Here is an 18,658-nt window from a genome sequence, read left to right as displayed (position 1 = left end):
GACCGGCCCGTGACATGGGGGACGGGGTGCCGCAAGCCGGATCGTGGCTGAGGTTTGCCGGGGCGACGGAACCTGCTTTAAGCGCGGGACCTGTCCCGGAGGCCCGCATGACCGAGGTCGTCGTCACCAACCTGAACCCGCGCTTCACCGGCGTTTCCTCGACGGCCGCGCGGCTCATCCCAATCCAGGCCGGGCAGTTCGAGCTGGCGCTGGCGGGCCATCCGCTTCCCGACTGCCCCGAGCCGGTCACGCTCGCGCAGGCGCGGGCGCTGACGCGGGCCCGGCCCCGCGACCGGCCCTTCGCGATCTGGCACGTCCGGCGCAACAACGAGATGCGGGCCGCGCTCTGGGCGCGCGACGTGCTGCGCCTGCCGATCCGGATCGTCTTCACCACTGCCGGAACCCACCGGCACTCGATGGTCCCGCGCTGGCTGATGGGGCGGATGGATGCGCTGATCGCGACGATCCCGGCGGCCGCGGAGGACAAGCCGCATGTCCGCGCCGTCGTGCCGCACGGCGTCGATTGCCGCGTCTGGCACCCCGCACCGGACCGCGCCGCCGCCTGGGCGGCGACCGGTTATCCCGGCCGGCGTGGCGTGGCCGCGGTGGGGCGGGTCAGGGACTCGAAGGGGACGGACCGCTTCGTCGAGACGATGCTGCGCGTCCTGCCGAGGCACGAGGACGTCACCGCGCTCGTCCTCGGGCTGGCCCGGCCGCAGGACCGGGCTTGGCAGGACGGCTTGCAGGCCAAGGCGCGCGCGGCGGGTCTCGGCGACCGGCTGCTCTTTCCCGGCGAGATCCCCGCGCGCGACATGCCCGCGCTGATCCGCGCCTGCTCGCTCACCGTGCCGCTGCCGCGCTACGAGCCCTACGGGATGACGCCGCTCGAGGGGATGGCCTCCGGCGTGCCCTTCGTCGGCTCGTCCACCGGCGCGTTCCGTACCTTCGCCGCCGACGGCACGGCCGGGATCGTCGTGGAGGAGGGAAACCTCGTCGAAGACGCTGCGGCGGCGGTGGACACGTTGCTCGTCAACCCGGACTGGCTCGCCAAGATGTCCCGCCGGGCGCGGGAGCGGGCCGTGACCTTCCATTCGATCGAGGCCGAGGCGGCCGGGATCGGCGCGGTCTACGAAGCGCTCTGGGAGGAGGGCTGAAGCGCACGGGCGTGCATCGCCTCGTAATAGGGCAGCGCCGCGGTGAGGAGGTCGTCGCGCCGGACCTTTGGCGGCGGGCCCTCCGGCCCGGCGAAGCCCGTCGAGCGATGCACGGCGTTGTACCAATGCGCGGCCCAGATCCCGTCGGACGCGTGGCCTCCCGCCGGCCAGGCAAGCATCGCGTCGGAGAAGCTCAGCCCGATCTCCGAGCAGAGGCGGCCCAGCATCCCCCGCGGGTCGTCGCGCAGATCGGCGGTGTCGAGCACCACGCCGCCCAGCCGGTCGTAGAGGCTCGCCTGCGCGGCGAAGCCGATCGCATCCTCGTCGATCGCGTCGCGCTTCTCGTTGTAGCTCGCGATCACGCGGGCGGGATGACGGATAAGATGGATAATGGCCGCGCCCTCCGCCCAGTCGAGCGACATGCCGGGCACCATGTGGTGGGCCATGTGCTTCTGGTAGACATGGGGCGTGCCGTCCCGCGCGCAGAGGCGTGCGACCTCGGCCGGATCGGTCGGCTGGCTGGCGAGGATCTCGTCCCGCATCGGGTGGTCGAGGCCGGTCGCGGCGAGGAAGGCCGCGTAGAACGGCTCGTCCATGGTCTCGCAATCGGGGCGGTTGCCGAAAGCGTACATCATGGCGGTGGAGAGGTTCCGGGGGCCGGACCACGCGACGATCCTCATGCGGGCCTCCTTGTCGGGACATGAGCGTTCGCGATCAGGCCTAGAGGGTTTCGGCCGCTGGCGCCACGGCCGTGCGACGCGCTGCACGGGTTCGGTTCGCCGAGGGTATCTAGAAGTGCGATGTCGCGAACCGCGATGCGCGAGACCGATCCTGAAGCTGCCGATCGGTGTGAAGCGCACCGGGGGACGGACCCTATTCGAGCAGGTAATCGACGAACTCGGTCTTCTGGAAGCGCGGCATCTGGTTGTCGTCCGAGATCATCGTGACGCGCAGCCGGCCCGCCGCGTCGCGCCAGACGACGATGCCCTCGAGATTGTCGTGCTGCCCGAGACGGCTCTCGAACTCCGTTCGCTCGTCGCCGCCGTCGAGGTCCACGCTGCGGACCCGCGTTCGGAATCCGAGAAGGGCGAACTCGCGCTCGAGCACGTAGAGCCGCCCGTCCGGTCCGACATCGGCGCCGGTGACGAGGAAGGCGCCCCGGCGGGGAAGGGTGAACGGGGTCGTCCATTCGCCCTCGGCGAAGCGGAAGACGGGGAACGGGCGGCGCAGGTCGCCCGTCTCCTCCGGGATCGCGTAGAGCGCGCCGGCCGCGTCCGCGGCGAGCGCCTCGATCCCGGCATTGTCGTCGAACTCCGCGAAGGCCGGTGCACCGGGGATCGTGACCGGGACGGCATCGAGGTCGTCGAAGCGCATGACGCGATGCCGGCCCTCGTAGGCGACGTAGAAGGCACCCCCAGCCTCGGCGATGGATTCGGCGTCCCGACCATGCCGGCTGACGGCGCGACCCCGTCCTGCTTCGGACGCGAGCGCACCGCTCTCCGTCATCGTCACGCCCGCGACGACCCCCTCCGCATCCCGCGCCAGCGTGCCGCGGACCCATGTCCCGCGGTCCGAGAGCGTGACGAAGCCCGATCCGTCCGGCGCGAGCCAGAGCGCCGAATAGCCGCCCGCATCCCGGAACGGCGGCGTCCAGGTGTAGCTCCCGAGATACTCGCCGCCCGCGGCCGGCCCGCCTAGGAGCCACGAAGCGATGCCGAGGGCGGTCGCGATCAGCGCGACGACAGCACCGAGCTGCATTGCGCCGGCAGGTCGGCCACTTCCAGATCCCGCCGGGGGGCGGAGGGCGGTGCGTTCGGGTCGGGCGGCGGCGGATTCAGGATATTGTTCACCCACTGCACCGCCTCCGCGCACCCGTCCCCCGGCGGCGGCGGCGCCTGATTCTCGCAGCCGCCGGCCCCCCGCGGACAGGAGATGCGGACATGCATGTGGTAGTGATGCCCCCACCACGGCCGGACCTTGCGCAGCCAGGCGCGGTCACCTGTCTCGTCGGCGCACATCCGGACCTTGGCGCCCGGGAAGATGAAGATGCGCGCCGTGCGCGGGTCCTGCGCGGCGCGCTTGACCAGCTCGTGCTGACCGCGGGTCCAGTTTGCGTTCGTGTAGGCTCCGTTCGACCGCCGCATCGAGATCGCCGACAGGTTCTCCCGCGCGCGCTGCGACAGGGTCATGTCCTTCGCGGGATAGAGCCAGATATCGGCGTCCAGCCCGATCTGATGGCTCGCATGCCCGGAGGTCATCGGGCCGCCCCGCGGTTGGCTCATGTCCCCCACATAGATGCCGCCCCAGCCGATCCGGTCCATGTGACGCGCGACCTTCTCGACAACATCCACCAACTCCGGGTGGCCCCAGTTGCGGTTTCGAGAGAGACGGACGGCTTGCCAGGAGGGGCCAGTCTCGGTCAACGGCACGAGCCCCGCCGCGCAGCCGCGGGAATAGCCGCCGAAGGGCTCGGCCGGCTGCTGCGAACCGGCGCGGACGGCGCCGAACGCATCCTTCGCACGCTGCGCCTCCGCCGGCAGCGCGGCGAGGGCGAGGCACAGCGCGAGGCAGCGGGCGATCGATCGGATCATGCGGCAACTCCTTCGGGTTCGACCAAGACTAGCAGGATCAGGCCGGCCGTGAAGAGGGCGACGAGGGGCAGGATGCCGATTTGCTGCGAGCCCGACGCCAGCGTGGCCACGCCGATGAGGAAGGGTGCGACGAATGACGTCGCCTTGCCGGCCAGCGCGTAGAGGCTGAACCCCTCGGTCACGCGGGCCGGATCGGTCTGGCGCACCAGCATCGTCCGGCTCGCCGCCTGCAGCGCGCCGCCCGCCCCGCCGATCGCCGCGCCGAGCAGGTAGAACGCGATGTCCGGCAGCGGCGAGCCCTCCGGCACCGGCAGGAACAGCACGCGCCCCGGCGTCACGGTCACGACGAGGAGGGTGACCCCGAGCAGGACACAGATGCAGGCGACGATCACCGGTTTCGGTCCTCGGGCCCGGTCGGCCCGTCCGCCGAGCCACGCGAAGATCGCGCCCGTGATCGCGGCGAGGATGCCGAACACGCCGATATCGACCACCGACCAGCCGAGCACGCCCGCCGTGTAGATACCGCCGAACACGTAGAGGCCGTTCAACGCGTCGCGGTAGAGCATCGAGGCCGCGAGGAACGACGCGAAGCTGCGCCGCTCCGGCAGCGCCCGGATCGTGTTCCAGAGACCGTGCAGCGCCCGCCCGAGCGGCAGGGCCTCCCCCACGGGCCGCCGCACCGGACGCACCCAGAGGAAGAACGGCACCATGAAGACGACGTACCAGAGCGCGGTGAACGGCCCGACGAAGCGCGTGCCCTCCCGCGTTTCGGGGTCGAGCCCGAGCACGGGCGCGATCCCGATGAGCGTCGCGCCACTGTCGTTCTCGGCGAAAAGCGCGAGCATAAGCAGCAGCGACAGCACCCCGCCCACATAGCCCAGCGCCCAGCCGGAGCCCGAGATCCGGCCGATCTCCTGACGCGGGCCGAGGCCGGGCAGCATGGCGTTGGTGAAGGTCGTCGCGAATTCCATGCCGACGAGCCCGAGGCCGAAGACCGCGAGGATCGGCCAGACCACCTCCGTCCCCGGCGCGGCGAACCAGAGCGCGCCCGCGCCGAGCACGTAGAACGCCGAGAACAGCCAGATCCACCCCAGATGCCGCCCGGACGCATCCGCGAGCGCGCCCAGCACCGGGGCCAGCACCGCGATCACGGCGCCGGAGAGGGCGATGGCGAAGCCCCAGGCGGACTGCGCCGCCACCGGATCGTCCATCACGGCGCTGGCGAAGTAGGGGCCGAAGATGAAGGTCAAGAGCAGCGTGTTGTAGGGCTGCGACGCGAAGTCGAACATCATCCAGCCGCGCACGCGACGCTTCAGCGCGATGTCGGTCATGGACGCTCTCCCGGTTCCGCCGCGACCATTCCCGCGAACCGGGTGGAGCGCAACGGGCGCGTCAGGCCGGGCCTGGCGCGACGGGCGGGGCGGGTTCGGGCGGCCACGGTCGTTCGCCCTCCGCCGCGATCCAGGCGGCGACCCAGCCGGGCAGTGGCGGCGAGCCGCCCGCGACCCCGAGCACCTCGGCAAGGCGGTCGGGCGCCACGATCCCCTCGGGTGACGTCACCGCCGTGCGCAGCAGCGCCTCCGACGTGCAATTGCCGCGAACCCACATCGACTGAACCATGTAGACGAAGCGGTCGTCCCAGCCGACGCTGCGGGTGCGCATCTCGATCCGGTCGAAGACCCGGACGCGCCGGCGGTAGCGCACGCTCGAACCGGCCACGGTGAGGCCCCAGCCCCGTGACTTGAGGATCGGCATGAGGCCGACCCGTCTGCCCGCGCTCATCCGGCCGAGATCGTAGAGCGTCAGCGTCCGGCCGTTGTTGAGCTCCCTCCACGGGTCGATGTCCCACGGCCAGCAGATGTGGTGGGAGATGTGCTCCCCGGTCAGGGCGAGCGGCCCGTCGTTCCGGTGGCGAAACATCTGCCAGGCGAGACGGACGATCGGATACATGCCCCGCCATCGTCGGCCCCGCCGGGGCCGTCAAGGCACGCCGCGCCCGACCGGCCGGCGCCGGACCGGAACGTCGCGTCAGATCAAGGAACGGCGCACGCCGTTTGGCGATCCGCGCCCGATACTTGCAGCAGGCGGCCGGCGCCTCTAGATCGGGGCGAACCGAGGGAGACCGCATGGACCTGCTCATTCGCATCGCCTTGTTGCTGCTCGACGTGGCGTGGTTCTTCGCCATCGCGCACATCATCATGTCGTGGCTGATCAACTTCAACGTTCTGAACCTCGGTCAGCCGATCGTGGCGTCGCTCTGGGATGGCCTGAACCGCATTCTGGAGCCGGCCTACAGCCGCATCCGGCAGATCCTTCCGAGCACCGGCGCGCTCGACCTCGCGCCGCTCGTGTTCCTTCTCGCGATCATCATCATCCGCATGATCCTGCAGGAGGCCGCGATCAGCGCCGCCATGCGCTGACGCCGCGGTTGCCCTTGCAAACGGGGCCCGGCTGACGGCACCATTTCGGCATGAGCACCGAGACGGACCAGATCGGCACCCACGAGGCCGAGGACGACGCCCGCAACGCGAACATCCTCATCTGGGTGAACGGTCGCCTGACACCGCGGGCGGAGGCGACGGTCTCGGTCTACGATTCCGGCTTCATGCTGGGCGACGGCGTGTGGGAGGGGCTGCGGCTCTACGATGGACGCTGGACGTTTCTCGACGAGCATATCGCGCGGCTCTTCGAGGCGGCGAAGGCGATCGACCTCGACATCGGCAGGACCCCCGATCAGGTCATGGACGCGCTGGAGGCGACGCGTGCGGCGAACGGAATGACCACCGACGCCCATGCCCGGCTGATGGTCACGCGGGGCGTGAAGCGCCTGCCGTTCCAGCATCCGCGCCTGTCGACGCGAGGCCCCACGATGGTGATCATCATGGAGCATTCGCGCCCGAAGATCCCGCGGCCCGTCCGGCTCGCCACCGTGCCGCATCTGCGCGGCCTGCCGATGACGCAGGACCCGAAGCTGAACTCCCATTCCAAGCTGAACTGCATCCTCGCCTGTATCGCCGCCGAAAAGGCCGGCGCGGACGAGGCGCTGATGCTCGACGTGCACGGCTTCGTGAACACGACGAATGCCTGCAACTTCTTCATCGTCCGGCGCGGCGAGGTTTGGACCTCCACCGGTGATTACTGCATGAACGGCATCACGCGTCAGAAGGTGATCGACCTCTGCCGCGCCGACGGCATCCCGGTCTTCGAGCGCAACTTCTCGCTGGTGGATACCTACGGGGCCGACGAGGCGTTCCTGACCGGGACCTTCGGCGCGCAGACGTCGGTGGGGGAGATCGACGGCCGCGTGATCGGCAACGGCCGGATCGGGCCGGTCACGGAGCGGTTGCGCGAGCTCTACAAGGCGCTCGTCACGCCCTGACGGCGGACCGCTTGCGGGACTGCATGTGCGAATACGTACGCTTGTCAATGGTGCGTAGCCGCTGACATTTGTTAATGGTACCATCTTCCGCCGGACAGACGACCCTTGGGCTTGTCCGGTTGAGAGACCTCGCCTCGCGCTCTTGCCCCTTCCGGACCAAGAGCCTTTCATGACCAAGCTGTCGATCTGTCCGAGCGGGCAGAACTGTCTCATTCACGCCATGTCGGCGGAGGATCGCGCCCTGATCGAGCCGCATCTGAAGATGTGCGATCTGGAGCAGCAACAACTGCTCGAGACGGCGGACGAACCCGTCGAGACTGTCTATTTTCCGGTTTCGGGGATCGGATCGATGATCGCGCTTGGCGGTCAGGGCCGGAAGATCGAGACCGGGATCTTCGGTCGGGAAGGCATGTCCGGAACGGCGGTCGTCATGGATACGGGTCAGTCGCCGCAGGAAATCGTCATGCAGGTCGGTGGGCGAGGTTTCGCGATCGAGGCCGATATATTGCGCGACCTCATCGCGTCGCGTCCGTCGGTCCAGCGGATCCTGCTGCGTTACGTCCAGGTCCTCGCGACGCAGACCGCGCATACCGCACTCTCGAACGGACAGAGCAAGCTCGAGGAACGGCTCGCCCGGTGGCTGCTGATGTGTCACGACCGGATCGGCGGCGACGAGATGGAGCTGACCCACGACTTCCTGTCGATCATGCTGGGTGTCCGGCGGGCCGGCGTCACGGTCGGCACGCATCTGCTCGAGGGCAAGGGGATGATCCGCGCGACCCGCGGCATGATCCGGATCCTCGACCGCGAAGGTCTGGAGGAACTGGCGGAAGCTTCCTACGGCGTTCCCGAGCGGGAATACGAACGACTCATGGGGTGACGACGCGTCGGGAGTGCGGTTCTACATTCCGACCCGTCTCCGGATCGAGCCATCGCGACATTCGATCGCAAGTGACTCGATCGCCACGGCAGGGCCACCGATCGCAACCGTCGTCGGTTCGCGCCGCCCGGTGCCGATCCTCTGCAAACGTCTTGCGAGGCCCGTATATCCGTCGAGCCAGTGGAATGTGGACGTGCGGTGCATGGCGGGGCAGTCAGGCTTCGCGCGCGACATGAGGATTCAGGTGTCGGGGGTGCGTCGAGGCGTACGCCTTCGAGCCGCCTTTCGAGGGGCGTGACGGGCGGCTGTCAGGTCGGAGATCGTCGTCGCGCCCCGGGGCGATTGCCGCTTTCCCTGCCGCGCGGCATGCGCCAACGTCCCCGGACGGCAGGCTGCCCTGCCTTCACTTGGGTCGACGGGGCAACCATGCGGTTCTGGATCACGATCGGCCTGATACTCGTCTTGTCGGCCGTGGGGCTCACCTACGAGATCGCGGCGGGGCGGGTGCTGGCCCCGTTCTTCGGAACCTCGCTGCTGACCTGGACGGCCGTCATCGCGACCGTCCTCGCCGGTTTCTCGCTTGGAAGCGCGCTGGGCGGGTTCGTGGCCGAACGGCCGCGCGCCGCCGCGGTCGACGCCGTCCGCAAGGCGCTGGTGGCGACGGCCGTTCTGATGGCGCTGTCCCCGGCCGCCCTCGGCCTTCTTCACGCGATCGGCGCGCGGGGAACGGGCGGAATGTTCGTCAGCGTCATCCTGACCTTCTTCCCCGCATCCGTGCTTGTCAGCCTGCCTTCGCCCTTCCTCGCGAAGCTCGCCATCGAGGCCAGGCCCGGTCGCGAGGGGTCGTCGCTGGGCCTCGTCCTCGCCGCCGGGTCGTGCGGCGCGATCTTCGGCGCGATCCTCTCCGGTTTCGTCGCCCTCCCGCTCATCGGCTCCGTGGCGACCTTCGCCGTATGCGGAGCCCTGACCCTTGCCTGCATCCCGTTCCTCCGCGGCTGCGCATCCGGGGGCGGGGATGGCGAGGAAGCCGTTGCCCCCACGGCTGGGCCGCCATCCGGCGGCATGGTCGGTGCCGCGGCGATCGTGATGTTCGCGGGCGTGGCCGGGGGGTCGCCCTGCATGTACGAGTCCGGTCTCTCCTGCCTCCACGTCGCGGATGAAGGTGGCGAGGTCCGGCTCTATTCCGACGGTATCACGCAGGCCGCCGAACAAATCGTCGAGGACGGCGATCCGAACGGAAGCGCCCCCGTGCTCGCATTGTCCTACACGAAATGGCTTTGGGCGCGCCTCGACCGCGATCTGGGTCCGGGGCCTTCCGTCCTGTTCGTCGGCGGGGGCGGCTACACGCTGCCTGCGAAGCTGCTCGCCGCGCGTCCCGACGCGCGGGCGGTCGCGGTGGAGATCGACCCGCTCGTGACGCGGGTGGTCAGGTGGCACATGCCCCGGGCCGGCCCGATGATCGCCGGGGCCGGAGACCGGCTCGGCATCGTCCACGCGGACGGCCGGGTCTATCTGAACGAGACGGATCGCCGGTTCGACGCGGCCGTGATGGATGCGTTCTCGTCCAATTCGGTGCCGGCCCATCTGGTCACGCGCGAAACCTTCGAACGCCTCCGGACGATCGTGGACGGTCCGGTCTACGTGAACCTGATCGACGCACCCGACGGACCGCTCGCCCGCGGGGTCCATGCGATCCTGATGGAGCTCTATCCGCACGTATACGCTGTCCGGGGTCCGCCGAGTTCTCTCGGGCGGACCAACGTCCTGCTGGCGGCCGCGCGCACGTCACTCGCGCCCGTCGATATCCTGCCGGATGGATACGGACCCGCCCGGATCTCCCCCGGTCGCGCCTTTACCGACGACCGGAGCTGGGCGGGCCATCGGTGATATCGAGCTTGCGCCGTTCGGCGGCATCGTGGCGCAACTTCCTCCCCGGACCCGCGTTGTCGCAAAGCGGGTGGAGGACGCCCGCAAAGGACGATCGTCGAAAGGAAGGCCATGACCGGCAAGACCATGTTCATCACCGGTGCTTCGAGCGGGATCGGTGCGGCGACCGCGCGCGCTGCGGTGGAGGCAGGCTGGAATGTCGGCCTGTTCGCGCGCAACGCGGACAGGATCACGGAGATGGCCGAGGAACTGGGCGCGACGGCACTCGCCCTGCCCGGCGACGTCGCCCAGCTCGAGCAACAGCAGAAGGCGCTGGGGCGCCTGTCGGACCGGTTCGGCGGTGTCGATGCCGCCTTTGCAAATGCGGGTACGGGGCTGGACGTGCCGGGTACCGAGAACGGCGATCCCGAGGCATGGCATCGGCTCGTCCACACCAACATTCTCGGCGTGCTATACACTGCCAAGGCCGCCTTGCCGCACCTGAAGCCGCGCAAGGGGCACATGCTGATGACGGGGTCGGCCGCGGGGCGCCGGACCATCGCCGGCTCGGTCTACGGCGCGTCGAAATGGTTCGTCCACGGCTACGGCGGCAACCTGGCCGAAGAGATGGCGGAATGGGGCGGCCGATGCACGATCATCGCGCCGGGAATGGTGAACACGGCCTTCTTCGACGCCGAGAAGCCGGACAAGATACAGCCGGAGGATATCGCCGAGGCCGTCCTGTATGCCGTCTCGACCAGCGACAAGGCCAGCGTGCGGGAAGTCTTCGTCATGCCCAAGTGACGCGGAGGCATCGTCCCGACGGGTGATACCGAAACGGACAGGCGAATTGTCTCGAACAAGCGACCGGCGAAACGGGTCCGGATTCAAGATTTGTTAGACTCTCTGCCGGTAAGGCGCCTCCGTGCGAGATGAGAGGTAGGGTCGCGATGACTGATGGTGTTTCTTCGCAAACGCTGTCCTTGGGACAGTTGGCCAGCAACGTGGCCGGGACGTTCGAAGTGGCATTCCTCGAACTCGAGACGATCCGGGATACGGCCGGGGAATTCGCCACGCAGGTTGCTTGCCTTCTTGACGCAACCGAATCGACGACCTCCGACGAGGCCGATCAGGCCTCCTATTCCAGCTTCTTCGCCCATACCGGACGCGCGGCGAAAGCGGCCGAGATGGCGGCGCAATCGCTCGCCAACAAGAAATTCCAGTCGGCCCTGATTTCCGTGACCACGACCCTGCGGGAAATCGACCGGTGCGCCGTCGAGCTTCAATCCGTGTCGTTTCTGACCAAGACCACGCTGGCCGAAACCTCCGTGGACACGGAACAGGTCTCCGTCTTCGTCCAGACCCTCGATACCCAGCTGGAGGAATTGAAGCGATCCTCGACGGCGTCGTCCAAGCTGATCGCCGCGATCCAGCAGCAGAGCGGTCTCGCCCGCGCCGAGCTTGCCACGATCGCCAGCGAGTTCCATTCGATCCTGCGCCAGGGCGAGTCCCGCCAGGAGAACCTCGCGACCCTGAAGGAGGCGCACGACGCGCATATCGCCCGGGTCAAGACGGCGGCGGGTGAGCTTCGCGCCGGTGTGAGCCAGGCCGTCGGCCGCCTTGTCGGATGCCTTCAGTTTCCCGACGCCTTCGCGCAGCGCGTCGAGCATCTGAACGCCGCCCTGGATTGGTCGGCGGACGAGACCGAGGCCCGTTCGATCCCCGTCGTCGTCTCCGCACAGATCGATGCCCTTTCCCGGGATCTCGGCACGGAAACGGGCAGTGCCCTCGAAGCGCTGAACTCTCTTTCCGACGTGCTTGCGGCCGATACCGCGCTGCACAGCGACGAGGGGTTCGATTCCTCGAACGCATGGGTCGACGCCAACCGGCGGACGAACGACGGGATGCTCAACGCCGTTTCCTCGGGGCGCGCCAAGCTCGACAACACGGTCGATCTGCTGGGCGATCTCGTCGAGCGGATCGACCGGGCGCAGCTCAATCTCGAGAAGGCGAGCAGCCTCAACGGCGCGCTCGAGACATCGGTCTTCAACGCCCTGATCGTGGCCAGCAAGCTATCGAATACCGATACGCCGCTGCCCTTCCTGGCCGGCCATGTGCGCGCCGTCGTGGAGCGGTCCTCCAGTCTGATCGAGCAGATCAGCGTCGCCCTCAAGCGCATCCGCCGGACGTCCAAGGCCCTCGAGCAGACCGGCCTCGAAGCGGATCTGGCGCAGCTGTCGACGATCCAGGAGACCCTATCCCAGCGTTCCACGGGGATCGCCCGAATGGTGGATCAGATCTCGACGGGTCGGGAAGCCCTCCAGTCGCAGTCGACGCGCCTTGCGACGTCGTCGGCCGCGGCGATCCAGGCCTTCCAGGCCGCGGCGAGCTACGCGCCGGCTTTCGCCGATCTGGCCGGGACGATCCGGACCACGGTTCCGGGCGCCGACGAGGAATACCAAGACATCCCCTGGCTCTATGCGAGCTACACGATGGAGGTCGAACGGACGGTGCACCGCGAGGCTCTCGGTCTTCCGGAGGTTCAGGACGAACCGACCGAAGACGAAGACGAGTTCGACGACTTCCTTCTGTAGTCCGTTTGCGGCACTTTCCGGCGGCGACCGGGCGGGATAGCCTCGCCCGGACCGACAGGACCGCCCATGCCCGAACACGACCCGCTGGCCCCCAGGGCCTTCCGGACGTTCAACACGTTCTCCGAACCGTCCATGCCGGCGGACGAAACCCTGCAGCGCCTTCTCACGCGCGCCCGGGATCTTTTCGCACGGGCGGAGCCGGACGGACCGCTGGTGGACGAGACGCGTCTGGACCGCACGACGACCGAAAGGCTCGACGAAATCGTCCCGCCGCCGCCGTGGCAGCCGGTCCTGCGCGACCTCGCACACAGCTACGCGGAGTGGCTGGCGCAGCCCGAGGCCGGCTCCCGCGTGCAGGTCGTCGCCCTGCCGCCGGGCGGACGCGACCTGATCGACGCCTGGACACGGGCGCAGGCCCTCCCGGTGCTCGAGGCTCCGGACCGCGCGCTCCTTGTCGACGATCCGGGCCCGCCGGCGCCCGACCTGTCCGGAGAAGGCGTGCTCGTCATCCCCCATCTGGAGGAGTGGTTCCTTCGCGATGCCGCCGGCCTCGACACGATCCGCGCCTTGCTCGCTGCGATTGCCGGGTCCGAGCGTCCGGTGTTCGTCGGCTGCGACAGCTGGGCCTGGGCCTACCTGTCCAAGGCCGCGGACGCCGCGATGCTCCTGCCGAAGCCCTATACGTTCCAGGCCTATGACGGGGCGCATCTGCAGGCCTGGTTCGGTGCCCTGACCAAGGCCACGAGGGCGCAGGGCATCCGGTTCCGGCGGGTCGAGAACGGGGACGACGTCTTCGAGACGGAGGACGATGCGCCGCACGATGTGTTCGTCCGCCTCGCCGCCCGGTCGTTCGGCATTCCCTGGGTCGCCTGGGCCCTCTGGCGGGCTTCGATCAGCGACCTGCATCCGAATGGTGACGACGAGAGCGTGCCGGACATCCATGACGACGACACGTTCTGGATCGCGCCCGCGCCGGAACACGAGGTTCCCGATGCCAATCGGCAGAGCGCACTTCTCACCATCCATGCCCTTCTGGTCCACGGCGGTCTGTCGCCGCACCTGCTGTCGCGCGTCCTGCCGCTGCCCGACACGGACAGAGTGGTTCCCGCGCTCGTCGCGGCGGGGCTCGTCGAGCGATCCGGGGAGGGGGACCGGACGCGGCTCTCGGTCGTGCCGCGCGCCTACCCGGCCGTGCGGGCCGCGCTGGGCGATGCCGGGCTCCCGAGGGACGGGATATAGCGATGAACGGAGACGAGGCAGGCCAGAAGGCCGCGAAGCTCATCAACGACCTCCAGGACATCAGCTTCGTCAAGATCGCGTTGATCGTCCTCGGGACTTGGGCGATCATCTTCTTCGTCCGCCGGACCTTCCCGCGCCTCGCGCAGACCGGGCCGAGCCAGGTCCGGCTCTACGTTCTGGGCGCGGTGCCGTTGATCCGGCTGTTCCTGCTGGTGGGGGCGATCCTCTGGATCATCCCAATCGTCTTCAACATCACCTTTCAGAACTTCCTCGTCATCGCGGGCGCGGCCAGCGTCGCCATCGGCTTCGCCTTCAAGGATTACGTCAGCAGCCTGATCGCCGGGGTCGTCGCCATCGTCGAGAAGCCCTACCGGCCGGGCGACTGGGTCAAGGTCGGTGAGGATTACGGCGAGGTGCAGTCGGTCGGCCTGCGGTCGATCCGGCTCCGCACGCCCGCCGACGACATCGTGACGGCGCCGCATATCCGGCTCTGGAAAGAAAACGTCGTCAACGGCAACGACGGCGCCCGGACGCTGTTGTGCGTGGCCGAGTTCTGGGTCGCACCCGACCACGACGCCAAGGCCCTCCGGGCCGCACTCCGCAACGTCGCGATGACGAGCGCCTACCTGGATTTCGAACGCCCGGTGATCGTCATCCTGTCGGAGACGCCCTATGGCACGCATTACCGCCTCAAGGCCTATCCGTTCGACATGCGTGACCAGTTCGTCTTCGTCAGCGACCTGACGGTGCGCGGCAAGGCGGCCATCGCATCGGTCGGCGCGTCGCAGGTCGTCGTCCCCGCCGCGGCGGAACGCCAGAGACGCTCCGATACCTGAACATCCAGAAGGATCCGACCATGCCCATCCGCAACCGCTTCGCCGAATTGCTGCCGGAGATCACCGCTTGGCGCCGCGACCTGCATGCCCATCCGGAACTGCAATACGACGTGCACCGCACCGCCGCGACGGTGACAGACCGCCTTCGGGCCTTCGGCTGCGACGAGGTGCACGAGGGGATCGGGCGGACCGGCGTGGTCGGCCTGATCCACGGTCAAGCGTCGGGGCCGACGATCGGGCTGCGCGCCGACATGGACGCGCTGCCGATCCGGGAGGCGACCGGCGCCGATCACGCCTCGACCGTGCCCGGGGTGATGCATGCCTGCGGCCATGACGGCCATACCGCCATGCTCCTCGGCGCGGCGAAGTACCTCGCGGAGACGCGCAATTTCGCGGGCACCGTCGCCGTCGTGTTCCAGCCGGCCGAGGAAGGCGGGGCGGGTGCCAAGGCGATGCTGGAGGATAGGCTGATCGAGCGCTTCGGCATCGCCGAGATCTACGGGATGCACAATTCGCCGATGCTCCCCGCCGGCGCCTTCGCAATCCGGCCCGGCCCGTTCTACGCCTCCGTCGACAGCTTCCGCATCGAGGTGCGGGGACGCGGCGGGCACGCGGCGCGGCCGCAGAACACCGTCGACACCACGCTCACGGCCTCCGCCATCGTGATGGCGCTGCAATCGGTCGTCGCGCGCAACACCGACCCGCAGCAGCCGCTCGTCGTCTCGGTCACCGCGTTCCATACCGATACGCACGCGTTCAACGTCATTCCCGACGCGGCCACGTTGCGTGGCACGATCCGCAGCTTCGACAAGGGGACGCGGGCCAAGGCGGTCGACGACATTCGCCGGCTGGTGGAGGCGACGGCGTCCGCCTACGGCGCGACGGCGGCGTTCCATCTCGAGGAGGTGCCGTATCCGGTCATGGCGAACCACGAGACCGAGACGATCTACGCCGCCGAGGCCGCCCGGGCCGTCGCCGGCCACGTCGATGCCGAGGCGCCGCGCACCACGGGGGGCGAGGACTTCGCCTACATGCTGGAAGCCTGCCCCGGGGCCTATATCCAGATCGGCAACGGACCGTCCGCCGGACTGCACCACCCCGCCTACGACTTCAACGACGAGATCATCCCGGCCGGTTGCAGCTGGTGGGTCACGCTGGCCGAGCAGAGGTTGCCGGCGTGATCGTCGATGCGGGGCCGGACACCTGCCACTGGGGTTTCTTCGACGCCACGCTTCCGCCGGTCGCCGAGGTCGAGAGCGGGACAGAAGTCACGATCCGCACCGTGTCCGGCGGGCCGGACATGTTGCCGGGCGAGGGGTTCCACGTGCCGCCGGAGCTGCACGCGATCCACGCGAAGGGCCTGCCGGGGCGCCCCGGGCATATCCTCACGGGCCCGGTCGCGGTTCGCGGCGCGAAGGCGGGGCAGGTGCTGCAGATCGACATCCTCGACGTCGCCCTGCGGCAGGACTGGGGCTACAACGTCATCCGCCCGCTGGCCGGGACGCTGCCGCTCGAGTTCGACACGCCCACGAACCACATCCTGCCGCTCGACGCGGAGACGATGACGGCGCGGATGCCGTGGGGCGCGGACCTTCCGCTCGCGCCGTTCTTCGGAGTGATGGGCGTCGCGCCGCCGCCGAACTGGCGCCGCATCTCCACCATCGAGCCGCGCGCGCATGGCGGCAACCTCGACTGCAAGGAACTGGTGGCCGGCACGACCCTCTATCTGCCGGTCCACGCGGACGGCGCGCTCTTCTCCTGCGGCGACGGGCACGGGGCGCAGGGCGACGGCGAGGTCTGCATCACCGCCATCGAGACGGCGCTGGAAGGGCGTTTCCGCCTGACGCTGCGCGACGACCTGCCTCCGAAGATCCGGGCGGAGACGCCGACGCACTGGATCACGCTCGCCACGCATCCGAGCCTGGACCGCTGCGCCGAGGACGCGACGCGCGACATGATCGACCTGATCGTCGCGGCGAAAGGTCTGACGCGGGAGGAGGCCTACATGCTCTGCTCGCTCGCCGGCGATCTTCACGTGACGCAGACGGTGAACGGCCACAAGGGCATCCACATGATGCTGGCGAAGACGCATCTGGCCTGACGGTCGCCGGCGCCGCCCGGCTGCCTCAGCGTCTGAGATCGTGCTCCCTGGCCCAGCGCATGGCGCCCGCGATGCTCGCATCGGGATCGTGAACTGCCAGCCGGCCCAGGACCGCCGTGGCGCGTTCGAGCTCGGCCGTCCGGTGACGCGGGGTCCGGCTTCGCTTGAGCTCGTCCTCGGCGCGCTCCAGCACGTCGCAGACCCGGACGATGGCGGCTGGAAAGTTCATGCTCGGGTCGTTCGGAACGAAGACGCCCGGCAGCGGCGAGGCCGTGATCTGCGTCACGAGGCTGCAGAAGTCGGGGCCGAGCGGCGCGATCCGTTCGAGTTGCCTCGCCGTGTCGTCGGGTTCGAGATCCGTCAGCGTGTGGACGCGCAAGGCGAAGGTGCGGGCCGCGGTGGTGATCTGAAGAATGGTCAGGATGAAGCTGACCGACAGCGTCAGGACGACCATGCCGTTGACGGCCGCGACCATCGACAGGTTGTCCCACCACCCGTTCGTCGGCTCGACGATCGAGGCGCCAAGCGTCGAGAGCGAGGCGCCGACGAACGCGACCGTCTCGAGCAGGGTCGCGGCCGCGCCGGTATCCGCCTTGGCCAGCGACCGCCCCGCGGCGAACATGGCAACGTAGCCCGCGAGGTGGAGGATGATCCAGTTGAGGGCGATCGCCGTCAGGATCGAAGGCCCGATCATGTTCCGCATCCCCGCGCCGAAGCGCCGTTCCAGGAGCGGGACCCAACGGCATGCGAGCCGCAAGAGGCCATATGTGATCCGGAAGGTCAGCGGCCCGAGGCCCGCCATGCTGATGGTCGTGCGGAGGAAGTCGTAGAAGACGAAGACGACCAGCAGGGCACCCGCCAGGAAAAGAACGGTCCCGCCCATGTTCGTCCCCCCGATCGGTTCGCGGCCCGCCGTACAGGATAGCGAAATCGGAGACCACGCCGAAAGCGGCCACACAGACGAAGCGCGGCCGACGATGCTATGCGTCGGGCGAACCCGCCGGAGGCCGCCCAGGGAGCGGCCTCCGGCTTCAGGTCCCGATCAGAACGGGCTGTCCTCGAAGTAGTAATCCTCGGCATTGTCCTGCGTCACGAGGACGGAGCCGATGGTGAACGTGCCCGAGACCGGCGCCGAGGAGGTCAGGCCCACTGCGGTCAGCTCGATGGCGGTCGCAATCATTGCCGGCGGGTAAGTCACGTTCGCCGGGATCATCGGGTCGCCGTCGCGGGTGCGGGCGATCATCTCCTTCATGCCGGCGCCGCCTAGGACGAACTGGACGTCGTCGCGCCCCGCCGCCTCGATCGCGGCCAGAACGCCGACCGCCATGTCGTCGTCCGAGGCCCAGACCGCGTCGATCTGGTCGTGCTTCGACAGGAAGTCCTGCATCACGGTGAAGCTGTCGTCACGGTTCCAGTTGCCGTGCTCCATGTCGATGATCTCGATGCCGGACCCCTCGATGGCCTGCTCGAACCCCTCGACCCGCTCGTTGTCGATGGTCGTGGGAATGCCGCGCAGCGCGACGATCTGGCCGCCATCGGGCAGCGCCTCGGTCATGTACTCGCCCGACACCCGGCCGAAGCCCGAATTGTCGCCCGCGACGTAGAGATCCTCGATCCCTTCCTGCGCAAGACCGCGGTCGACGACCGTGACCCAGGCGCCGCTGTCGGACACGGCCTTGACCGGGCCGGTCAGCGGCTCGGATTCGAAGGGCAGCACGACGAGGGCGGAGATGTTGCGCGTTGCGAGCATGTCCTCGATGTCGTTGACCTGCTTCGAGGGGTCGGACGCCGTGGCGAGTACGAAGTCGAGGTCCGGATAGACCTCCTCCAGCCGGTCGATCGCCTCCTGCGCGTGGAAGTTCATGCCGCCGGCCCAGCCATGCGTCGCCGCCGGGATCGAGACGCCGATCACCTGCGTCTCCTGTGCGAAGGCGGGCAGGGCGGTGCCGGCCGCGAGCGCGGCGCCGAGTAGCGTTGTCCTGAGATGTTTCATGGTAGTCCTCCCTTGGGTGTTCCGA

At 68.9% G+C, this 18,658-nt stretch carries 17 protein-coding genes and 1 pseudogene; 11 read left to right on the top strand and 7 right to left on the bottom strand.

Annotated features, from left to right (window positions below; all coding sequences use genetic code 11):
- Positions 1–107 precede the first annotated feature (107 nt).
- Positions 108–1,154 carry a glycosyltransferase family 4 protein gene (locus Q1A87_RS13430; RefSeq protein WP_299652173.1) on the top strand — a complete coding sequence of 349 codons (1,047 nt, stop codon included), beginning with the start codon at positions 108–110 and terminating at the stop codon, positions 1,152–1,154.
- Here Q1A87_RS13430 and Q1A87_RS13425 read toward each other — a convergent pair.
- The 5 genes and pseudogenes from Q1A87_RS13425 to Q1A87_RS13405 all read right to left on the bottom strand — a co-directional run bounded on the left by Q1A87_RS13425 (position 1,127) and on the right by Q1A87_RS13405 (position 5,695).
- A complete protein-coding gene (locus Q1A87_RS13425; RefSeq protein ID WP_299652171.1) occupies positions 1,127–1,834 on the bottom strand; it encodes an HAD family hydrolase in 708 nt (235 codons plus the stop codon). The two genes, Q1A87_RS13430 and Q1A87_RS13425, sit on opposite strands and share 28 nt — an antisense overlap.
- A 193-nt stretch (positions 1,835–2,027) precedes the next feature.
- Positions 2,028–2,912 carry an esterase-like activity of phytase family protein gene (locus tag Q1A87_RS13420; protein WP_299652169.1) on the bottom strand — a complete coding sequence of 295 codons (885 nt, stop codon included), beginning with the start codon at positions 2,910–2,912 and terminating at the stop codon, positions 2,028–2,030.
- Positions 2,885–3,745, bottom strand: coding sequence for a penicillin-insensitive murein endopeptidase (mepA, locus tag Q1A87_RS13415; RefSeq protein ID WP_299652167.1), 861 nt, complete (start codon positions 3,743–3,745; stop codon positions 2,885–2,887). The genes Q1A87_RS13420 and mepA overlap by 28 nt, the downstream gene beginning before the upstream one ends.
- A pseudogene (locus tag Q1A87_RS13410) lies at positions 3,742–5,121 on the bottom strand (MFS transporter); the annotation flags it as partial. The gene mepA and the pseudogene Q1A87_RS13410, both read right to left, overlap by 4 nt.
- Before the next feature lie 16 nt (positions 5,122–5,137).
- Complete coding sequence (locus Q1A87_RS13405; RefSeq protein ID WP_299652165.1) at positions 5,138–5,695, bottom strand: acyl-CoA thioesterase; 558 nt, start codon at positions 5,693–5,695, stop codon at positions 5,138–5,140.
- A 176-nt stretch (positions 5,696–5,871) separates the two neighbouring features.
- On the opposite strand from Q1A87_RS13405, the gene Q1A87_RS13400 reads away from it, so the two are divergent.
- The 10 genes from Q1A87_RS13400 (at position 5,872) to Q1A87_RS13355 (ending at position 16,640) form a co-directional block, all read left to right on the top strand.
- A complete protein-coding gene (locus tag Q1A87_RS13400; protein ID WP_299652163.1) occupies positions 5,872–6,165 on the top strand; it encodes a YggT family protein in 294 nt (97 codons plus the stop codon).
- A gap of 50 nt (positions 6,166–6,215) precedes the next feature.
- Positions 6,216–7,124 carry a D-amino acid aminotransferase gene (locus tag Q1A87_RS13395; protein WP_299652161.1) on the top strand — a complete coding sequence of 303 codons (909 nt, stop codon included), beginning with the start codon at positions 6,216–6,218 and terminating at the stop codon, positions 7,122–7,124.
- Between the two features lie 169 nt (positions 7,125–7,293).
- Positions 7,294–8,004 (top strand): Crp/Fnr family transcriptional regulator, encoded by a 711-nt coding sequence (locus Q1A87_RS13390; RefSeq protein WP_299652159.1) that lies wholly within the window; start codon positions 7,294–7,296, stop codon positions 8,002–8,004.
- 426 nt (positions 8,005–8,430) lie between these two features.
- A complete protein-coding gene (locus Q1A87_RS13385; RefSeq protein WP_299652157.1) occupies positions 8,431–9,891 on the top strand; it encodes a fused MFS/spermidine synthase in 1,461 nt (486 codons plus the stop codon).
- A gap of 111 nt (positions 9,892–10,002) precedes the next feature.
- Positions 10,003–10,674 carry an SDR family oxidoreductase gene (locus Q1A87_RS13380; RefSeq protein ID WP_299652155.1) on the top strand — a complete coding sequence of 224 codons (672 nt, stop codon included), beginning with the start codon at positions 10,003–10,005 and terminating at the stop codon, positions 10,672–10,674.
- Positions 10,675–10,862: 188 nt separating this feature from the next.
- Positions 10,863–12,464, top strand: coding sequence for a hypothetical protein (locus Q1A87_RS13375; protein ID WP_299652153.1), 1,602 nt, complete (start codon positions 10,863–10,865; stop codon positions 12,462–12,464).
- A 66-nt stretch (positions 12,465–12,530) separates the two neighbouring features.
- Positions 12,531–13,703 carry a hypothetical protein gene (locus tag Q1A87_RS13370; protein WP_299652151.1) on the top strand — a complete coding sequence of 391 codons (1,173 nt, stop codon included), beginning with the start codon at positions 12,531–12,533 and terminating at the stop codon, positions 13,701–13,703.
- A 2-nt stretch (positions 13,704–13,705) separates the two neighbouring features.
- A complete protein-coding gene (locus Q1A87_RS13365; RefSeq protein WP_299652149.1) occupies positions 13,706–14,539 on the top strand; it encodes a mechanosensitive ion channel domain-containing protein in 834 nt (277 codons plus the stop codon).
- 20 nt (positions 14,540–14,559) lie between these two features.
- On the top strand, positions 14,560–15,720 hold the full coding sequence (locus Q1A87_RS13360) for a M20 aminoacylase family protein (protein ID WP_299652147.1): 1,161 nt from the start codon (positions 14,560–14,562) through the stop codon (positions 15,718–15,720).
- A complete protein-coding gene (locus tag Q1A87_RS13355; RefSeq protein WP_299652145.1) occupies positions 15,717–16,640 on the top strand; it encodes an acetamidase/formamidase family protein in 924 nt (307 codons plus the stop codon). Before Q1A87_RS13360 ends, Q1A87_RS13355 begins: the two co-directional genes overlap by 4 nt.
- A 25-nt stretch (positions 16,641–16,665) precedes the next feature.
- Here Q1A87_RS13355 and Q1A87_RS13350 read toward each other — a convergent pair whose 3' ends face one another.
- Complete coding sequence (locus tag Q1A87_RS13350) at positions 16,666–17,523, bottom strand: hypothetical protein (RefSeq protein ID WP_299652143.1); 858 nt, start codon at positions 17,521–17,523, stop codon at positions 16,666–16,668.
- Between the two features lie 159 nt (positions 17,524–17,682).
- Positions 17,683–18,633, bottom strand: coding sequence for an ABC transporter substrate-binding protein (locus tag Q1A87_RS13345; protein ID WP_299652142.1), 951 nt, complete (start codon positions 18,631–18,633; stop codon positions 17,683–17,685).
- Positions 18,634–18,658: the final 25 nt, after the last annotated feature.

The organism is uncultured Jannaschia sp., assembly GCF_947494055.1.
GTDB lineage: Bacteria > Pseudomonadota > Alphaproteobacteria > Rhodobacterales > Rhodobacteraceae > Jannaschia.
Note: the sequence above shows the minus strand (reverse complement) of the source record. Positions and strands in the feature narration are given on the sequence as shown.